The sequence below is a fragment of the Bacillus sp. ISL-45 genome (assembly GCF_018613195.1).
Classification (GTDB): domain Bacteria; phylum Bacillota; class Bacilli; order Bacillales; family Cytobacillaceae; genus Mesobacillus.
The window spans coordinates 1-16,370 of the sequence record NZ_JAGGQQ010000019.1; the positions used below are offsets into that span (position 1 = coordinate 1).

The 16,370-nt window shown below is 39.6% G+C and carries 19 protein-coding genes and 1 pseudogene; 13 read left to right on the forward strand and 7 right to left on the reverse strand.

From position 1 onward, the window contains the following. Positions 1 to 270: pseudogene (locus J7E35_RS19115) on the forward strand (hypothetical protein); the annotation flags it as partial. A 299-nt stretch (positions 271 to 569) separates the two neighbouring features. Here J7E35_RS19115 and fosM read toward each other — a convergent pair. Further along, the gene (gene fosM / locus J7E35_RS19120; protein WP_214783588.1) at positions 570 to 989 is read right to left on the reverse strand and encodes a FosM family fosfomycin resistance protein; all 420 of its coding nucleotides are present in this window, start codon (positions 987 to 989) and stop codon (positions 570 to 572) included. 181 nt (positions 990 to 1,170) lie between these two features. On the opposite strand from fosM, the gene J7E35_RS19125 reads away from it, so the two are divergent. From J7E35_RS19125 to J7E35_RS19140, 4 genes are all read left to right on the forward strand, one after another. Continuing rightward, on the forward strand, positions 1,171 to 1,965 hold the full coding sequence (locus tag J7E35_RS19125; RefSeq protein ID WP_214782615.1) for an NUDIX hydrolase: 795 nt from the start codon (positions 1,171 to 1,173) through the stop codon (positions 1,963 to 1,965). 270 nt (positions 1,966 to 2,235) lie between these two features. Then, positions 2,236 to 2,598: a CPBP family intramembrane glutamic endopeptidase gene (locus tag J7E35_RS23780; protein ID WP_353050390.1), complete on the forward strand. Its 363-nt coding sequence runs from the start codon at positions 2,236 to 2,238 to the stop codon at positions 2,596 to 2,598. A gap of 218 nt (positions 2,599 to 2,816) precedes the next feature. Further along, positions 2,817 to 3,314, forward strand: a complete 498-nt coding sequence (locus tag J7E35_RS19135; protein WP_214782619.1) for a GreA/GreB family elongation factor — start codon at positions 2,817 to 2,819, stop codon at positions 3,312 to 3,314. Between the two features lie 41 nt (positions 3,315 to 3,355). Then, positions 3,356 to 3,739, forward strand: coding sequence for a VOC family protein (locus J7E35_RS19140; protein WP_214782622.1), 384 nt, complete (start codon positions 3,356 to 3,358; stop codon positions 3,737 to 3,739). 624 nt (positions 3,740 to 4,363) lie between these two features. On the opposite strand, the gene J7E35_RS19145 is transcribed toward J7E35_RS19140, so the two are convergent. Then, on the reverse strand, positions 4,364 to 5,209 hold the full coding sequence (locus tag J7E35_RS19145) for a PIG-L deacetylase family protein (RefSeq protein WP_214782624.1): 846 nt from the start codon (positions 5,207 to 5,209) through the stop codon (positions 4,364 to 4,366). Positions 5,210 to 5,547: 338 nt separating this feature from the next. Between J7E35_RS19145 and J7E35_RS19150 the strand changes: the two genes are divergently transcribed. Beyond that, the gene (locus J7E35_RS19150; RefSeq protein ID WP_214782626.1) at positions 5,548 to 6,885 is read left to right on the forward strand and encodes a S8 family serine peptidase; all 1,338 of its coding nucleotides are present in this window, start codon (positions 5,548 to 5,550) and stop codon (positions 6,883 to 6,885) included. A gap of 349 nt (positions 6,886 to 7,234) precedes the next feature. Then, the gene (locus tag J7E35_RS19155; RefSeq protein WP_214782629.1) at positions 7,235 to 7,462 is read left to right on the forward strand and encodes a hypothetical protein; all 228 of its coding nucleotides are present in this window, start codon (positions 7,235 to 7,237) and stop codon (positions 7,460 to 7,462) included. Here the strand turns inward: J7E35_RS19155 and J7E35_RS19160 are convergent. Continuing rightward, entirely contained in the window at positions 7,459 to 8,292 is an 834-nt protein-coding gene (locus J7E35_RS19160) for a DODA-type extradiol aromatic ring-opening family dioxygenase (RefSeq protein ID WP_214782632.1), read from the reverse strand. The two genes, J7E35_RS19155 and J7E35_RS19160, sit on opposite strands and share 4 nt — an antisense overlap. A 154-nt stretch (positions 8,293 to 8,446) precedes the next feature. Between J7E35_RS19160 and nhaC the strand changes: the two genes are divergently transcribed. From nhaC to J7E35_RS19180, 4 genes are all read left to right on the forward strand, one after another. After that, positions 8,447 to 9,856, forward strand: a complete 1,410-nt coding sequence (gene nhaC / locus J7E35_RS19165) for a Na+/H+ antiporter NhaC (RefSeq protein WP_214783591.1) — start codon at positions 8,447 to 8,449, stop codon at positions 9,854 to 9,856. 105 nt (positions 9,857 to 9,961) lie between these two features. Further along, positions 9,962 to 10,804, forward strand: coding sequence for a manganese catalase (locus J7E35_RS19170; RefSeq protein ID WP_214782635.1), 843 nt, complete (start codon positions 9,962 to 9,964; stop codon positions 10,802 to 10,804). 425 nt (positions 10,805 to 11,229) lie between these two features. Beyond that, the gene (locus tag J7E35_RS19175; protein WP_214782638.1) at positions 11,230 to 11,799 is read left to right on the forward strand and encodes a hypothetical protein; all 570 of its coding nucleotides are present in this window, start codon (positions 11,230 to 11,232) and stop codon (positions 11,797 to 11,799) included. Between the two features lie 118 nt (positions 11,800 to 11,917). Further along, positions 11,918 to 12,523, forward strand: coding sequence for a hypothetical protein (locus J7E35_RS19180; protein ID WP_214782641.1), 606 nt, complete (start codon positions 11,918 to 11,920; stop codon positions 12,521 to 12,523). A gap of 137 nt (positions 12,524 to 12,660) precedes the next feature. On the opposite strand, the gene J7E35_RS19185 is transcribed toward J7E35_RS19180, so the two are convergent. Then, a complete protein-coding gene (locus J7E35_RS19185) occupies positions 12,661 to 13,179 on the reverse strand; it encodes a ferritin-like domain-containing protein (protein WP_214782644.1) in 519 nt (172 codons plus the stop codon). 136 nt (positions 13,180 to 13,315) lie between these two features. Between J7E35_RS19185 and tatA the strand changes: the two genes are divergently transcribed. Next, positions 13,316 to 13,510: a twin-arginine translocase TatA/TatE family subunit gene (tatA, locus tag J7E35_RS19190; RefSeq protein ID WP_214782647.1), complete on the forward strand. Its 195-nt coding sequence runs from the start codon at positions 13,316 to 13,318 to the stop codon at positions 13,508 to 13,510. An 82-nt stretch (positions 13,511 to 13,592) separates the two neighbouring features. Here the strand turns inward: tatA and J7E35_RS19195 are convergent, their stop codons facing one another. Together J7E35_RS19195 and J7E35_RS19200 are read right to left on the reverse strand one after the other, a co-directional pair. After that, on the reverse strand, positions 13,593 to 13,886 hold the full coding sequence (locus J7E35_RS19195) for a hypothetical protein (protein ID WP_214782650.1): 294 nt from the start codon (positions 13,884 to 13,886) through the stop codon (positions 13,593 to 13,595). A 28-nt stretch (positions 13,887 to 13,914) separates the two neighbouring features. Next, positions 13,915 to 15,180, reverse strand: a complete 1,266-nt coding sequence (locus J7E35_RS19200; protein WP_214782653.1) for a TolB family protein — start codon at positions 15,178 to 15,180, stop codon at positions 13,915 to 13,917. A gap of 349 nt (positions 15,181 to 15,529) precedes the next feature. Here J7E35_RS19200 and J7E35_RS19205 point away from each other — a divergent pair, with 349 nt between their 5' ends. Next, positions 15,530 to 15,682, forward strand: coding sequence for a hypothetical protein (locus J7E35_RS19205; RefSeq protein ID WP_214782656.1), 153 nt, complete (start codon positions 15,530 to 15,532; stop codon positions 15,680 to 15,682). On the opposite strand, the gene J7E35_RS19210 is transcribed toward J7E35_RS19205, so the two are convergent. Further along, positions 15,662 to 16,312 (reverse strand): hypothetical protein, encoded by a 651-nt coding sequence (locus J7E35_RS19210; protein ID WP_214782659.1) that lies wholly within the window; start codon positions 16,310 to 16,312, stop codon positions 15,662 to 15,664. The two genes, J7E35_RS19205 and J7E35_RS19210, sit on opposite strands and share 21 nt — an antisense overlap. Positions 16,313 to 16,370 lie beyond the last annotated feature (58 nt).

The following is a 16,370-nucleotide window of genomic DNA, read 5'->3' on the forward strand; positions in this document are numbered from 1 at the left end:
ATTAATATGGACTTGACTCAACTTCGGACAAAATCGGAGCAAGTCAAAGGGAATTTGTCCGAACCCAAGGCAACTTCGGACAAAATCAACGGAAGCCGCCGGACTTTTGTCCGAACCCGTGGCAACTTCGGACAAAATCGGAGGAAACCGCCGGACTTTTGTCTGAACCCAGAGCAACTTCGGACAAAATCAGCCGAAGCCGCCGGACTTTTGTCCGAACTCCAGGCAACTTCGGACAAAATCAGAGGAAACCGCCGGACTTTTGTCTGAACCCGTGGCAACTTCGGACAAAATCGGAGGAAACCGCCGGACTTTTGTCTGAACCCCGGGCAACTTCGGACAAAATCAGAGGAAACCGCCGGACTTTTGTCCGAACTCCAGGCAACTTCGGACAAAATCAGAGGAAACCGCCGGACTTTTGTCTGAACCCAAGGCAACTTCAGACAAAATCGGGGGAAACCGCCGGACTTTTGTCTGAACCCAAGGCAACTTCGGACAAAATCGGAAGTTTCCAGCAACAAGTTGTCTAAATCAAGCTTGAGCTTCGAACACTTTACTTCTTTCTAAATCTAAAAAAACTCCATATGTCCTTTTTCTTGTTTGTAATAATCAATTCTATCTTGTAACGTCCCCGTATGGAACTCGAATTTATGGCCATCTGGGTCCGTAAAATAAATAGACATTTTATCTTTTTCATCTCTAAGGCGGCCTGGTAAAATATTCACTTCTAATTCTTTCAACCTGTTATACATGGGTTCAAACTCTGCTTCATCAATTGAAAAAGCTATATGTGTATAAGATTGGTTTATTTCTTGACGAGGTATGTCTTTCTCCATATTCAGGGCTAGCCATATACCATTAAGATCGAAGTAAGCGGTAGTTTTGCCTTTTACTAACAATTTTACCTCAAATACGTTTTTGTAAAAAGCAATTGATCTTTCCAAATCAGAAACAGAAAATAATAAATGGTTAATCCCCTTGATCGCCACTTGTCTCACCTCAAAAATAATTTTACCTGCAGGGAAATCTATTCCTATAAATAAAATATCAGAATAACCAAGTCCCGTGATGTTTCTTTTAAAAATTTCTAAAAAACCGTTCGGTACTTTAAAAAAAAAGGATTTTCATCATCGATGTGGAAATTAAAGGAAGAGAAAGGGGAGCTGGATAATGATTTTTATGAGAAATACATACAGTATACAGCCTGAAAGATTGAATGAAATGAATCATTTCTTTCATTCATATGTTTACCCAATCCATATTAAAAATGGAGCTAAATTAATTGGGCGCTGGGTGAATGATACAAAAGAAGAAATTCTGGTTATTTGGGAATATAGCAGCATGGAGCTTTATGAAAGAATCAATAGTTTAATTGAAAATAGTGAAGAGTACCAGTCAGCGATGGAGGAGTTAGGCGAAATTCAAATAGAAGCAGAAAAAGATTTCTTGTCTTCAACTGCTTCCTATCATCCGCCTAAACATATATTGTCTGTTAGCGGATATATCACAAACAAAGATGGCGATGTACTCCTAGTCAGGAATTTTCACCGGTCCGATACAATGGAAATGCCTGGCGGCCAGGTAGAAGAAGGTGAAACATTGGAAGAGGCCATTCACCGCGAGATATTTGAAGAGACTGGAATTAAGGTGATCTTAAATGGTATAACAGGCATTTACCAAAACGTGACGAGCGGAGTTACGTGTGTAGTTTTCGGAGGTGAGTATCAGTCTGGTGAAACCAGGACAGCTGAGGGTGAAACTTCAGAAGTCTTTTTTACAAAAATAACGAAAGAAAATATTGAACAAATTATTACGAGGGAACAATTTAGAAACAGGGTTCTGGACGCAATGGATGCTAACTACATCCCATATGAAGCATTTAAAGCAAGACCTTACGAATTAGTCAAAAGATTTGATGTGAAAAAAGAGTATAACGTGGAACCTTCCAATACAGGGACATATTAGTGGTCGGAGGGATAAGAAATAAAAACCAAAGCCACTCTGTACATATTGACCCTAATATTTACTGGTTATTTAATTAATAACCTCTCAAAAATAAACACTGACTTAAGTGAGTTTGAAACTGTATTCTGGCTATCCACATTTTTATCTGTGACATTCTGTTTTGGTGTAACAAGACAAATCATTGTTTCATTAATAAACCTCAGTGTCATGAAAAACCTATCAACATATTTTTATATCCTGGTTACGTTAATTTTACCTTATATGATTCTTATGTTGAGTTTTCAATATGAAGTATTATTGGACAAGCGGCTAATCTTTTACTATAAAAACGGACTTTTAGAAGGAAAGACTTCCATTGGTCTATTAAATGCAGTTTTACTTACTCCGATATGGGAAGAGATGTTCTTCAGAGGTGTTTTGCTATTCACTTTACTAAAGTTCACCAAACCAGTCTTGGCAATTTCATTATCTGGAGTTGTTTTTGCATTATTTCATCCTATGTATTGGATTGTTACCCTAGCTACAGGCGTGCTTTTATCCTTGACAGCTTATAAAACTAAATCTTTGATTCCATCGTTTATTTCCCATTCACTATGGAATTTGTATAGTGCAAAATTCTTTCTATATTTTTAACAAACCAGATTTGCTAAGTCTGTAATTCAATAATGTAGATAAATAATTTATACTTCATACCTTAAGTACGAAACCCGTATCTTTGACAAGCGTAAGATTATATTTAAACCGAGTTTCGGGGTATATTAGAATGGTCGATGGCTTTTTAATTTTAGAGCGATTGGTTGAGAGATTTCTTATTACTGGTTAAGTTAATACTAAATTTAGAGGAGATTATAATGTCTGTTAAAATCACACCTAAGGGAGAGCAGCTGGTTCTTCAACAAATAGCAAATTTGGAACAAGAGCTGAAGCAAGTGCGATTGGATAAAAATATTGCCTTTAATGCTTGCGGGGACGATAAGATTGCTAATCCTAATTTTCATAAATTAGAGCAGGATGAACGTGTATTGGTTGAACGCATTCAAGAGATCCAACATGTATATAAGACAGCTGAATTGATTACGGTTGATGAGCGTAATACTGAAACAGTAGAGATTGGCTCAATCGTGAAGTGCTCATTTGAATACACAGATTTTACGGAAGAAGAAGTATATGAAATTGTCGGTTACGGCGAGTCGGATATAGACGAGAACAAGATATTCTATGATACACCAGTTGCGAAGAAGCTGATAGGCTTAAAGATTGGTGACGAAACGGTGTTATCAGTTCCTTCTGGAAAAGTGAAATGCAAGGTTTTGCAAATGTACAGCGGATGGGAAAAAGCAGAGGGATAAATTGTAAGGGGAAAGTGAAAATCGAAGGAGGCGAAAACTGTATGAAAATCATTGTTACGAGTATATTTGTTCAAGACCAAGAGAAAGCATTGAAATTTTATTCGGAAACACTGGGATTTGTAAAAAAACATGATGTTCCCGCAGGAGAATTTAGATGGATTACGCTTGTTTCGCCCGAGGAGCAAGATGGTACTGAGCTTTTGCTCGAACCGAACAACCACCCAGCTGCTAAAGAGTATCAAGAGAAGTTATTTGCTGAAGGTATTCCAGTAACAATGTTCGGCGTTGCGGATATACATAAAGAGTACCAGCGATTAGTGAAAAACGGTGTGAGGTTTACGATGGAGCCGACAAAAATGGGCGAACTTACAATTGCGGTTTTCGATGATACATGCGGCAACCTTATTCAAATAATGCAGAATTAACTATTTGACGAATTTAAATGTTCCCTATCAAATAGATATTTAATATAAACGAGCGTTGATCCATCATCTGGGATTAACGCTTTTATTGTGAGTAATTACGTTTTTTAGAGAAGAGTTGGATTTGTGTAAGCGAAATTGATTAAGAAAAAAACTGCCCAAGGATTGAGCAGATTAATCGGATTAGTCTATTGAAAAAAGTGGAATAGAAGCATAACGAGAAGACCGGCTACACTGGAGACTCTTTTTATTTTTTTGTTTGCTGCGGGCTTGATAAAAAGTGAAATAATAAAGCCCAGAGGTATCAGAAGTCCATTGACTTTGAGATTGAAAATTCCAAGGGTATAGTATCCTATCAGTTTCAAAGGTAAACCCTGTTCATCCACGTCTCTATTTTGGTTGAGGTAGATGAAAAATAGAGTTAGAAGAATCAGTCCTAATATAGTTATGAAAGCATCCACTCAAATTCTCCTTTATATATAATGTTTTTATACTACCATAATTTTACACTTGTTGTGTGTTTTAACATAAATTTTAAAATGCTTCTGTAAAATGACAGCCAGCACTCTTTTTCGTCTCTTAGGAATACTCTGGATAAAAACGTACAGTAGAAATATAGACGACTGTTTATTTAGTTTTCACTAAATGATAATACTCACGGTCGAAGATTCGATAATAAATCCAAGATGGAACTTTGTCATGATATGGCTGCACACTTGCTACGGTTTTCCATTGTGTTTCATGTGCAAGCAGTACTTGTTTGCGTGATGATGCCTCGGATGCCATTGGGAAGGCGATGGTTGGCTCTGGCAAACCCTTATCCCGTGGGTATCTCTCTTTAAAAGTAGGAGAAAGCTTGAGAACAAGATTAATCATTGGTTTGGGAAGGGTGGCGAAATAAAGCCGCTTCACAGGAGAATCCTCTTTTTTCATTTCCGCTGTAACGACTTCTTTTGTCAATTTGCTCATTACTACATGATCAGGATGTCCGTACAAACCGACTACATCATCGTAGGTAATGACAGTTGTAGGCTTATATTGATCAATTAATTCAGTAATTGTTTCCTTGATGTCCTCATGATTCGCATCAGCCAGGCCGCTGTCAGGGTAATCATAGACTTCAAGATGGTCAATATTGAGGATTTCCGCTGATTTCTCCAATTCCTTTGTCCGTGTTTCCCCCAGCTTCTCTTTAGGCACAAGTCCACCAGTTCCGCCGGCCTCCCCTCTGGTAAAAGTAGCGAGGACAGAGGTAACATCTTTATCTTTATTCAACTTATGGAACGTTCCGGCTATCATGATTTCATCATCTGGATGAGCAAAGATGGCCATGATTCTTTGAGGCGCTCCATCAGGCAAAAGCTCCTCCGAAACCCGGATATTCTCATCATTCACATAAAAGTTAGCATACAGTACCGCTCCAGCAACCAGCAGCACCAGCAGACCTGCAGTTGAAAGCAGGATAACGATCAAAGGTTTTTTTCAATTTTTCATCAGTTTCCTCCTTAGGAAAGACTATTAATCTAGTATATGAGCTAACTGATGATTCATTACGACTATGTTTTATTAAAATGATAAAGTTAAATATAAAATTATTATGTAAACAACTAAAAAGTCTTCATTTGCTATATAAATTTATAAAGAGTATTTAACTCAATAACTTGATGCCCACACTGGGTCTTCCACCCCAGTACCAATGTAACCTTTTTCTTCCTTTTTATTATCGAAAACACTTCTTTCGCCCAATTACATAATCATGCAACAGTTTTTATAATTAAACTGTACATATTCGAGATTCGAAGGAGGATGTTATGAAAAAGGTTCTATTGCTTTTAACTGTTTTCCTGCTAGCTTTGGGGACAGGCCAGTTTCCGGCGACCGCACAGGAATCGGCCGGGAAGGATTACATTGTAGTATTAAAATCGGGTCAAACTGACAATGCCTCTCTGCAATTACTAAAGGATTCTGGTGCTGAAATTCTTATGGACGCTTTGCAAATTGGCGTTGTTAACGTAAGGTCCTATGATCCGGGGTTTCTTGAAAAGCTGGAAGGAAACTCACATATCCTCGCTGTTTCCGAAGATTTAGATATCCGTGTTAACGAAGAAGAAGGGTCAGTTTTAAGCCTTCATGAGAGTGGAACGGAATCCCATGAAAGAGCTGATCTGTATGAACAATATCAATGGGATGTTAAACGAGTGACTGAAAATGGAAAGTCTTGGTCGATCAACGCTGGGAACAAGGAAACACTAGTTGCGGTTATCGATACGGGTGTGGATTTTAGCCATCCTGATTTGAAAGAGAACCTTGTATTCGGCAAGGCTTTCTTCCCTGGAGCACAGCCTGAAGATGCATTTAAAGATGCAGGATCTCACGGCACGCACGTAGCTGGAACAATTGCGGCTAACGGAAGAGTGATGGGGGTCGGACCCGAGCTTGCGATTGCTTCCTATCGTGTATCTAATAATCAGGGTCGAATGAACTGGACGGGAATCTTAACGGCGATCACGACTGCTGCTGATGATGGTGCCGTTTCAGCGAATTTAAGCCTCGGAACTTACAGCCTTATGAATGATAAGCAGGACCGCGCGCTTCACCTGTCCTCTCAACGGGCTGTGCAGTATGCTCTGAAAAAGGGTATGCTGATTATTGGGGCGAATGGCAACAATGGAATGGATTTAGGGAAAAGAATGGAAACGGATAAAAAGACTGGCAAAGTATATGACGGTCCATTGTTTGATACTTTTACCAGTATCCCAGGTGTGATTGGTGTATCTTCATCAACAAACCGTGACACTTTAGCTTATTATTCGAATTATGGATCATCAAACGTGAACCTTGCCTCACCAGGGGGAGATTATGGACCTAACTGGCCGAATGAAGCCGGAGATACAACCCAGAGGGATTTAGAGGCGCGGACTTTATCAACCATACCGGTTTCCCAGGGTTCGTACGGTTGGAAAATCGGAACTAGTATGGCTGCCCCTAAAGTAGCTGCTGCTGCTGCTCTTGTTAAATCACAGTTTCCTCATTTGTCAGCTCAGCAGATTTCAACTCACCTGCAAAGAACTGCTGAAGATTTAGGGGAGCCGGGTCATGACGAGTATTTTGGCCATGGATTGGTGAACGTTTTTAATGCATTACAATAATGAAGAAAGCTGAAGAGTAACTGCTTCAGCTTTTTTTATATCATTTTCCGAACAACATAGATTTCTTATAAATAATTTAATTCGAGTTGAGGAAAATACAAGAGAGGGTAAAAGTTTCTCTATTATTTCAAATCGTCCAGCTTATACGAAATAGTTTTTAGAATTCGTTTCTCTCCTTTTGAATTTTGAGGAATTTGAGCAGGAACCAAACTAAAAATACAACTGGAGCCAGAGAAAAGAACAGTGTTACGATCGGCAGAAAGGAAAATAGATTCTCAGTTACCATGTTAAACCTCCTGGATTTGGGGTATTTTTTTAGTAACAAAACATCTTGCAAAGGAGTTTTCCTATGAAGCCCTATTCAATCAAAGAAATGTACAGTGATCAGGAATCATATGGTGAAGAGCATGTAACCACTGAAATCACCTTTGAGGAAAAAGACTATATGTTAACCTTTCAGAAATCGGATCTTGAATTAATGAATGCATGGGTTCTCGAAAATGGTACATCCCTTCCTGCAAACCTTTCCGAAGACCTAATCGAGTTAATTAAAGAAGATATAAGTAGGAAAATCTAGTTAACAATACTAGGTTTTTCTTTTTGCAAAATCCCTGCACAGATCAAACCGAAGTATGTTGGTGCTTCATAAGATAGGAATTCTATATGCCTTTCCTCGAGAGGTATTGCACCAGCAAGGATAAGGGTTTGCCATATTCCATCAGGTTTGGCGGCTTCAATGAAATCTGCATTGAAGTCTGCCATTTTTTCAAGTTGATTGGTCTTGATCAGCTCAACAGTTTGTTTATCGAACTCTTCGGCTGCCGGATCAAACCCATATGGTCCTTGTTCATCATGAGCATGAGCCCAATCGCAGCTGGCAATCAAACCAACTCTTCTATCGTATTGAGCGACTGCTGAACGAAGAGATTCACCCAATACAACATGATCCTGGAAGGAGAGGTCTCTTGATGGTGTAATCACAATGACTGGAACATCTGGCATGAAACGGAGAGGGACAATTGCACCCCAATCCAGCGGCAGGCATGAGATTGGGCCTGCTGAAGTCCCAAAATTTATGGTAGAAGCAGGGAGTCCGTTTCTTATAGCTTCCTCGTTAATTTTTCGCGCTAAGTGCCGTTCTACTCTTTTTTTCATCGTAAAAGCTGCCTCGTTCTCAGTCCAGCTTCCTTCAAGACGTTCTGAATCGGTTATGGAAAACCGGCCATTGATCCTTGTTCCGTGTGGACTAAGAACAACGATACAATCAGGTTTGGCAGCTGCCATTTGCTGTCCTAGCTTCTCCATGCTTTTTCTGGTGACAGCCATCCGCTCGGGGTTGGACCCTTGCAGTTCAGTGATAATCTCACCGCCGTGGGGAGCAATACAAGCATAAACAAATGGATTCAAAGTTACGACCTCCTTTTTTAAGTGTAATTAGATAAAGTTTATAAAAATTCCTTCTTACATTCTGATTTTCCAAATTCTTGCTTGTCTAACTGTCCTGATTTATGGGTAAAGATAGCTAACGAGACACCAAGGAGGAAAACAAATGGGGAAAAGTATTGAAAGGAAAGTGCCATTTGGACTTGCCGTTATCCCATTGTTGGTTATGGTAGTATCAATGGCAGTAACGATTGTAAAATTTGAAGGAGACCCGCATATTCCGTTGATTATTGGAACGGTTGTGGCAGGTCTTGTTGCCTGGTTTGCAGGCTTTAAATGGAATTTTATCGAAGAAGGTATATATAAAGGCATTAAAATGGCTTTGCCGGCAATTCTTATTATTATCACAGTTGGAATGATCATCGGTTCATGGATTGGCGGCGGAATTGTCGCAACGATGGTATATTATGGCCTTAAAATCATGAGTCCGTCCATGTTTCTTGTATCCATCAGTATCATTACGGCATTGATCACCCTGGCTATAGGGAGTTCATGGTCGACAATGGGTACGATTGGTGTTGCTGGCATGGGAATCGGCATGAGCATGGGAATTCCTGCACCAATGGTAGCAGGGGCGATTATATCAGGCTCTTATTTTGGAGATAAAATGTCACCATTATCTGATACGACAAATCTGGCGGCAGGGATTACGGGAACAGATCTGTTCGCGCATATTCGCCATATGATTTATACGACAGTTCCTGCATTTTTGATTGCCCTGGGTGTCTACTGGTATCTTGGGAGAGACTTTAGCAATGCAGGAGTCGATAATCAGCAGATTCTTGAAATCATGAATGTGATTCAAAAAAATTTCGTGGTATCACCCTGGCTGCTTTTAGTTCCCGCGGCGGTTATTTTACTGGTAGCCTTTAAGGTGCCAGCACTTCCAGCCCTAATCGTTGGCGTGTTTTTAGGATGGCTTACGCAGTTTACCGTACAAGGTGGAGCGATAGCTGATGCGGTTAATACACTTCAAAACGGTTTTGCGATTGAAACGGGGAACGCTTCTGTCGACGAGCTATTCAGTCGAGGAGGAATACAGGATATGATGTATACCGTCTCTCTCGCTCTTATAGCGATGGCATTTGCAGGTGTGATGGAGCAGACCGGTATGCTGCAATCAATCGTAGAGAAAATACTGAAGCTGGCACGAACAGCACGAAGTTTAGTTGTGTCGACGGTTGCAACCTCATTTTTAACAAATGTTGCAGCAGGGGAACAGTACCTGTCGATCCTTTTACCAGGACGAATGTATAAAAAAGCGTACGATGACAAGGGGCTTCATTCGAAAAACCTATCGCGTGCCGTTGAGGATGGAGGCACGGTGACATCACCGCTTGTTCCATGGAATACTTGCGCCGTGTTCATTATTTCAGCACTGTCTGTCCATCCATTTGAATACGCGCCGTATGCTGTACTGAATTTCACGGTTCCGATTTTATCGATTATCTTTGCACTATTCGGTTTTAAATTGGAATTTGTCAAAAAAGAAAGTTATGAAACAGAATCCGAGAGGAAAGCTTCATAGTTTCAAGGGCAGTGCCTAGAGGGTACTGTCCTTTTTTATGCTGCATATTTTTGTTCTTGATAACAAATGTTAACCATGTATGTTAAAAAGTTTGGAGGTTAGCAGATGTTCTATCATGTTAAAAAATTGCAGTATAATGCCAAGCCGGACAGGCCGGATCCTGTATATGCTAAGAAGCTTCAGGAAATCCTCGGCGGACAATATGGAGAAATGAGCGTCATGATTCAATACCTTTTTCAGGGGTGGAATTGCCGCGGCGAAAAGAAATATCGGGATATGCTGCTGGATATCGGTACGGAGGAAATTGCTCATGTTGAGATGCTAGCGACGATGATTGCCCAGCTCCTCGATGGTGCACCAGTAGAGGAACAGGAAGCAGCTGCAAAAGATCCAATTATTCTCGCAGCAATGGGTGGAATGAATCCGCAGCATGCGATAGTCGGAGGGCTTGGCTCGAAGCCGGATGACAGTCAGGGATATCCATGGAATGCAAGATATACAATCGCAAGCGGCAATTTGCTGGCCGATTTTCGTGCCAATTTGAATGCAGAGTCACAGGGCAGACTTCAAGCGGTAAGATTGTATGAAATGACAGATGATCCGGGTGTCAGGGACATGCTATCATTCCTGATTGCGAGAGACCACATGCATCAGCTCCAATGGATCGCCGCGATTTCAGAGCTTGAGGAAAAAGAAGGGCTTGTCGTTCCAAGCACCTTTAACCCGCAGTATGAAAAGCAGGAAGTGAGCTACTCCTTCATGAACTGCTCAAAAGGAACGGAAAGTGCTGAAGGAAAATGGGCTTCTGGCGCCACCCCAGATGGAAAAGCGCAATTCGAATATATTGAAAATCCTGAACCGATGGGACAAATCCCGGAATTGGCTCCGGCACCAACTCATATGCACGGGACACCTCCACAAGGTAAAATGCCACCGAACAAAATGTAAGATATTTGGAAAAGAGAAATTAGTTTTGCAGGCCAAATCCCACATGATTTGGTCTATTTTTGATTTTTTAAACAAGAATTTTTTCGTAAACTTTGTTGCTTTCACATCCGAAGTGAAAATCGGCTTCTAGGTTTTTACGACTCTACTTAGCATTTAAAGTTCTGAACTCTCCTCGAAAAGAGCCCCGATGCCTTTCAAAATGCGTGTGCAGGATCAAGTACGAAATGCAAAGGGAAAACAGCCTATAATAATCAATGAACATGCTGATTTTATGTCAAAACTCCTCGGAGGAACTACTTCATCTTGTTGTTGTCAACGTATTAATGATTTTTCTGGAGGATTCTTGTTAACTATGTTGAAATTTAAATAGAGGATATGCTGTGCATTTTAATAAATAAGTAAAGTGACTTCAGGAGGATCACCGAATGAAAATGGAGATGAAATTTAATAATGAAGAGGAGCAAGAAAAACAAAAGGTATGGAAGGATCAAAGAACCTCACTATATTGGCTGCTAGGAATTATTTATATTACTTTTTTAAGTATGCAGCTTGGCAGGGTACAGGCTATTAGTGATTTCAATTATTCATTGCATGAGATGTTATATATACCCGCAACTTTATCTTTTTTCCTTGTTCCTATAGCGCTTTTAATTTATATATATTTCGTTATAAAATACTTGCGGAAATGGGGAGTACACAAGCCGAATATAATGACTAGTGTTAAAGCAGTTTTCGTTATAGTCTCCCTTATAACAATATTTTCAATCATAACATCTCAATCTAACGAAATTTCTACAGGTGGGATCCTTATCATTGAACAGAAAATACAAGAAGAAAACAAATATTTTTTTGTACTGAATGGTAAAAAAATCAGAGTATCAAGGAATGAGTTTCATTTAGTCGAAGTGAACAGAGAATATTTTGGGTCATATGTCTGGAATTCACAAACGGACAGGGGAAAGCTTGAAACCATTGAACCAATTTTGGAAAAATAAAGCATGGTTTCGCGTCAGTCATTAAATAGTGTAATGCTTCATCTGAATAAAAAGCCAACTTGGCTAACCAAGCAGGATTTTTAAATATTTTATATACTTCTTAGATGAGGTGAGTTTTATGCTTTTTCATTATCATTTTTGGACCCCATATGTTGAAGAAACTGAGAGTTTTTATGTTAGTAATGGCTTTCGGGTATCCCAGCGTATAGGAAAATACCAGGGAGATTTTTTGAATTTTGATCCACCCTTAATGTGGGATGATTTTCGGGAGAAGAAAGTACTTTTTCGTATTATCGAAGTAAGGAAAGGAAACGTCAATATTACTTTCGGATATGGAAAAAAGGTGATTTTCGACCATATTGGCTTTTTAGTATCAAACAATGAACATGACAACATATGTGAAAATGTAAATAAACTGAATTGGAAAGTTGAAAAAGGTGAGCGAAGAACTTTTATTACAACACCTTATAATTTCAGAATCGAACTTCAAACAAATATTGACATAGTAGATTCTGATGCCAAAGACATCAAAATACAAGAATTAAGGTTAGAAACGAAGATAAAAGGACTGGAAAATGACTTACATATTCTATTCGGTAAAACTGTGGACACAATTAAAACAGTAGTCGGTGATAAAGTGACCATTAAAGAAGCTATTATCAAGGATGATTCAGCTAAACAAATACAGGACCCTAATGGGGTAAAGATTATAACTAAAACATAGTCAAATGAATATTTAAAACGCCGCTTGGATCTTTTCAAATCCGAGCGGCACTTTTTATTGTCTTTTTATATAGTATTTGAGTTCATTTTCTTAAAATTAAAATGCTAACTTTTGATTTCTTTGTCATGATTAACCTTTTAATTCCTGCCTGCACCTCTCTGAAAGGCTCTCAGGTGGTTTTTTGAAGCATTTCCTAGCTGGGTGAATACGGCTTTTACATCCTCTGGCAGGGAAGGGATGGTTTTTAACTTATCGTACATTGCAATGTTGTCGATTTCGCCCTGAACTCCTTCATTAAATGCTTCCTTCAAAGTACCAGGTACTGAAGCATATTGTTTTGCATTGTCCTCAGGAATTTGTTTATTGTATTTTTGGAACAAAGTAACGAGAGCACTGATATGCTGCTGTTCTGCTGCCTTAATATTTCTGAATGGCCTGATGCTGCCGTATTTCCCAATCACGGCATCGTATCTGGCCTGTGCGAGGTATTCGTCCTGGATGGCATATACTAATGCTTCATCCATTGTAACAGAGGTATCCTGAAGAGCCCCCTTTGCACCAAAATCAGCAGGCACCTCAGTTAGAGCATGGACAGCACCGGAAAAACTGATGAATAAAAACAAGCAGGCTGCTACTTGAACTAATTTTGCATTCATTTTTAAACACCCCTTATAAAATATGATCAACCTTATTGTTTTCATAGCGGGGAATTTGATACGTAATAGGCTATGGGTTTAATTTACGAGAATGATTCGATATAATAGACGTAACTTTTTCAATAGGAGAGATACAATGTTCTCAAATATAGGATTTCCAGGATTAATCCTGATTCTCGTAATCGCCCTGATCATCTTTGGGCCAAACAAACTGCCAGAGATCGGCCGAGCGGTCGGCAAGTCGATGAAAGAGTTCAAGAATGCGACGAGTGGACTCACTGATGACATCAAGAAAGAAATGAGAGAAGACGAAAAAGATAAAAAGAGTTGATGATTAAAAGCTGCCATTGGCAGCTTTTTTGATTTTTTTTCCAAAAAAACTGTTCGGCAGATTATGACCGAACAGAGTTGAATCATTTCCTGAAATAAATATGAATGGCGGACAACAGCAGGATCAGACCATTCAGTAGATACAAACCGGTAAAAATGACAGTCAGTATTCCGGCACCCCAGCCGCTGTCGTTCCATATAACGCTGAAATAAAGGGTACTGAAAAAGATTACGGGAGTGCAAAGGAGGAAAATGATCCCTGCAATGATTCGTTTTTTTATATTCCTGATAGAGTGCTTCACCGCAAAAAAATTCGCCAAGCCAAAAAGGGCAATATTCATCAAAAGGGTCAAGACTGTTCCAACAGATTCGGACATTATTTCTTTACTCCTTTTCGGAAAAATTTTAGGGCCAAGGCGAAGAGAAATACAAAAGCCGTGCAGACCAACACCCCAAATGCCAGCATGCCCACACCGATTCCTCCCCACACTGATCGATCGTGGCAGCAACAACAATGCTGGCAGCTATCGTGAGCATGCTGTTGGACAGGCTGATGAATGAAGGCAAAAACACCTTCCCAGGGAAAAGGTAAACTGTGAGCAACATGAAAAGCACCGTATACAACAGGCCAACCGTCCAGCTATTCACCGAATAATCGATGGCTTTCATGACAAAGTTACTGGTTTGCAGGTCCGGCATTTCAAGTGTAATCTCTTTTAATTTTTTGGTTTCGAGGTGCACGGTCCTCAATTTGTACTCCTCTGGCTCTGCTGGCCAATTGAAATACTCAAGAAAGAGAATCTCATTTCTTGTGTTAAAAAACACCGGAGAAACGACAGATGAATTCAAGTCTGTAAGCCTCTTTGTCTTCCCATTTTCCAAATCCTTGTGATATAAATCATATTCAAACAAGGAAGTGTTCCTCGATTCATCAGCAACAGTCGTATAAACAACTGCATTTTTCTCAGGAGATAAAGTTAAGTGGAAAATATCTGCGGGCATTCCCACGTTAATATCCGCTGTATACACCCGTTGGTCTTCAAGGTCAAAGGCATTCGTATCATTAAAATCCTTGAAGATGATTTCCTTTTTATCAGCCGAAAAGAAAAGGCTTTCCATTGTATAAAAGTCACGATCAGTTAACTGCTGCATACCAGTGCCATCAACCTTTACAGAAAATAGGTCAAAACCTTCCTGAGTTTCCCCTTCAGACTTAAGAGATTCTTCAGCCGGCATGCTCGAAAAGAAAATCGTTTCACTGTCATCTGAAAAGACAGCGTTAGAAATATGCTGTGAGTCTTCTGAAAGTTTCTTAGGGTTGGTTCCATCGACATTGGCGGTGTAAAGGGACTGAATACGGTCTTTATTGCGTGACAAATATAAAATCTTGCTGCCATCAGGTGAAAACTGTGGATTAGAGTGATAAACCTGGTCAGGATTGCTCACTCTTTTCACATCTGATCCATCTTGCCTGGCTGTATAAATCGCAGAGCTGCCATTATTGAAATACGAAACAGCAATGTGCTGATCATCCTCAGAGATAGCCAGTCCGCTCCCAAGCCCTGTATAATATTTGTAAGTATCTCGATCACCCAATAGTAGATAGGTGATACTCGATATCAACAACAAAGCAACAATTGCCATGGTTCCCACTAAAGCCTTCTTTTTCACTGGTCATCCCCCTTATGTTTACCATACATACAATATAGTGTAAATTTACACCAAATAAAAGGGTTTTCTAGGAAAAATATATATAAAAATTTCTTAGTCAGGTGATAATTCATTGGCGTGAAAAGGCCCTATACTTCTTTTGAAAAAATTCTTAGATGTTCAATAATAGGACAATTACAATCATGATAAAATAATAAGGAAGGAACAGTTGTAATCAGGGGGTGCAGAGATGGATTCAAGGGGTCATTCAGGTAAAAGGCATCCATCAAAACGTGTGGTCACTGCCAGAAGACTAGCGCGGTCTGCGCCAAATGGAGAAAAGCTGTCAAGAAACCGGAGGAATTAAGACATGTTTGAGTGTAAACGAGGAAAAGTTGTCAAGAAAACGAGGGAATTAAGACAGGTTAGGGTGCAAATGGAGAAAAGCTGTCAAGAAAACGAGGGAATTAAGCCAGGTTTGGGTGCAAATGAAGAAAAGCTGTCAAGAATCCACAGGAATTAAGCCAGCTTTGGGTACAAAACGAAGAAAAGCTGTCATGAATCCGAAGGAATTAAGCCAGCTTTTGATGCCACCGAAGAAAAGCTGCCAAGAAACCAAAGAGATTTTGTACAGCAGACTATGTTCATAAAGGACACCATCGCCATTATTAGCCATAAAGTGTCCAGGAAGTTCTATCGTCAAACACATTAGATACTTTAAAATTAGATGAAGGTTAAAAAAGTGAATTTGTATTTTGGTCTCCTTTCGGATTAATTCAAGCTGCCAGGTTTGGCATTTTTTTATTTCACTATCGGAAAAAAGTGGTATAATTGGAAAGTGTGAAAAAGCTAGCATGAAAAAGGGAGGGCTACCTATGCAGCTTACGCTGTCTGCAATTGCCTTTATAGCTATTGTTTCCCTTACCATTTTCATCCTTAAAACCAGGGCCGAGGGGCAAAGGAGAGCGATTGTTGGGTTAATCTTCTTATCAACTTCATCTGTGGCGATTGCTTTAGCGTTGAATTCGATGTTTTCTTTGATATTTTTCGCTTCGCAATTAATATTATTGTTGATGGCGATAAGCTTGGCGTTAAGGGAACATAAAGAACAAAGGAAAAAAGGATAACGCAGAAAGATTCCGGTATTCTCCATTGGTTGCCAGGTATTCGGGCCATTATCCAAACGGACAAGCTGTCTGTTTATTTTTTGT

What these genes read in the sequence shown, in the direction of transcription:
- J7E35_RS19125 (WP_214782615.1), top strand. Translation starts at nt 1,171, where the DNA reads ATGATTTTTATGAGAAATACATACAGTATACAGCCTGAAAGATTGAAT.
- J7E35_RS23780 (WP_353050390.1), top strand. Translation starts at nt 2,236, where the DNA reads ATGTTGAGTTTTCAATATGAAGTATTATTGGACAAGCGGCTAATCTTT.
- J7E35_RS19135 (WP_214782619.1), top strand. Translation starts at nt 2,817, where the DNA reads ATGTCTGTTAAAATCACACCTAAGGGAGAGCAGCTGGTTCTTCAACAA.
- J7E35_RS19140 (WP_214782622.1), top strand. Translation starts at nt 3,356, where the DNA reads ATGAAAATCATTGTTACGAGTATATTTGTTCAAGACCAAGAGAAAGCA.
- J7E35_RS19150 (WP_214782626.1), top strand. Translation starts at nt 5,548, where the DNA reads ATGAAAAAGGTTCTATTGCTTTTAACTGTTTTCCTGCTAGCTTTGGGG.
- J7E35_RS19155 (WP_214782629.1), top strand. Translation starts at nt 7,235, where the DNA reads ATGAAGCCCTATTCAATCAAAGAAATGTACAGTGATCAGGAATCATAT.
- J7E35_RS19170 (WP_214782635.1), top strand. Translation starts at nt 9,962, where the DNA reads ATGTTCTATCATGTTAAAAAATTGCAGTATAATGCCAAGCCGGACAGG.
- J7E35_RS19175 (WP_214782638.1), top strand. Translation starts at nt 11,230, where the DNA reads ATGAAAATGGAGATGAAATTTAATAATGAAGAGGAGCAAGAAAAACAA.
- J7E35_RS19180 (WP_214782641.1), top strand. Translation starts at nt 11,918, where the DNA reads ATGCTTTTTCATTATCATTTTTGGACCCCATATGTTGAAGAAACTGAG.
- J7E35_RS19185 (WP_214782644.1), bottom strand. Translation starts at nt 13,179, where the DNA reads ATGAATGCAAAATTAGTTCAAGTAGCAGCCTGCTTGTTTTTATTCATC.
- tatA (WP_214782647.1), top strand. Translation starts at nt 13,316, where the DNA reads ATGTTCTCAAATATAGGATTTCCAGGATTAATCCTGATTCTCGTAATC.
- J7E35_RS19195 (WP_214782650.1), bottom strand. Translation starts at nt 13,886, where the DNA reads ATGTCCGAATCTGTTGGAACAGTCTTGACCCTTTTGATGAATATTGCC.
- J7E35_RS19205 (WP_214782656.1), top strand. Translation starts at nt 15,530, where the DNA reads ATGTTTGAGTGTAAACGAGGAAAAGTTGTCAAGAAAACGAGGGAATTA.
- J7E35_RS19210 (WP_214782659.1), bottom strand. Translation starts at nt 16,312, where the DNA reads ATGGAGAATACCGGAATCTTTCTGCGTTATCCTTTTTTCCTTTGTTCT.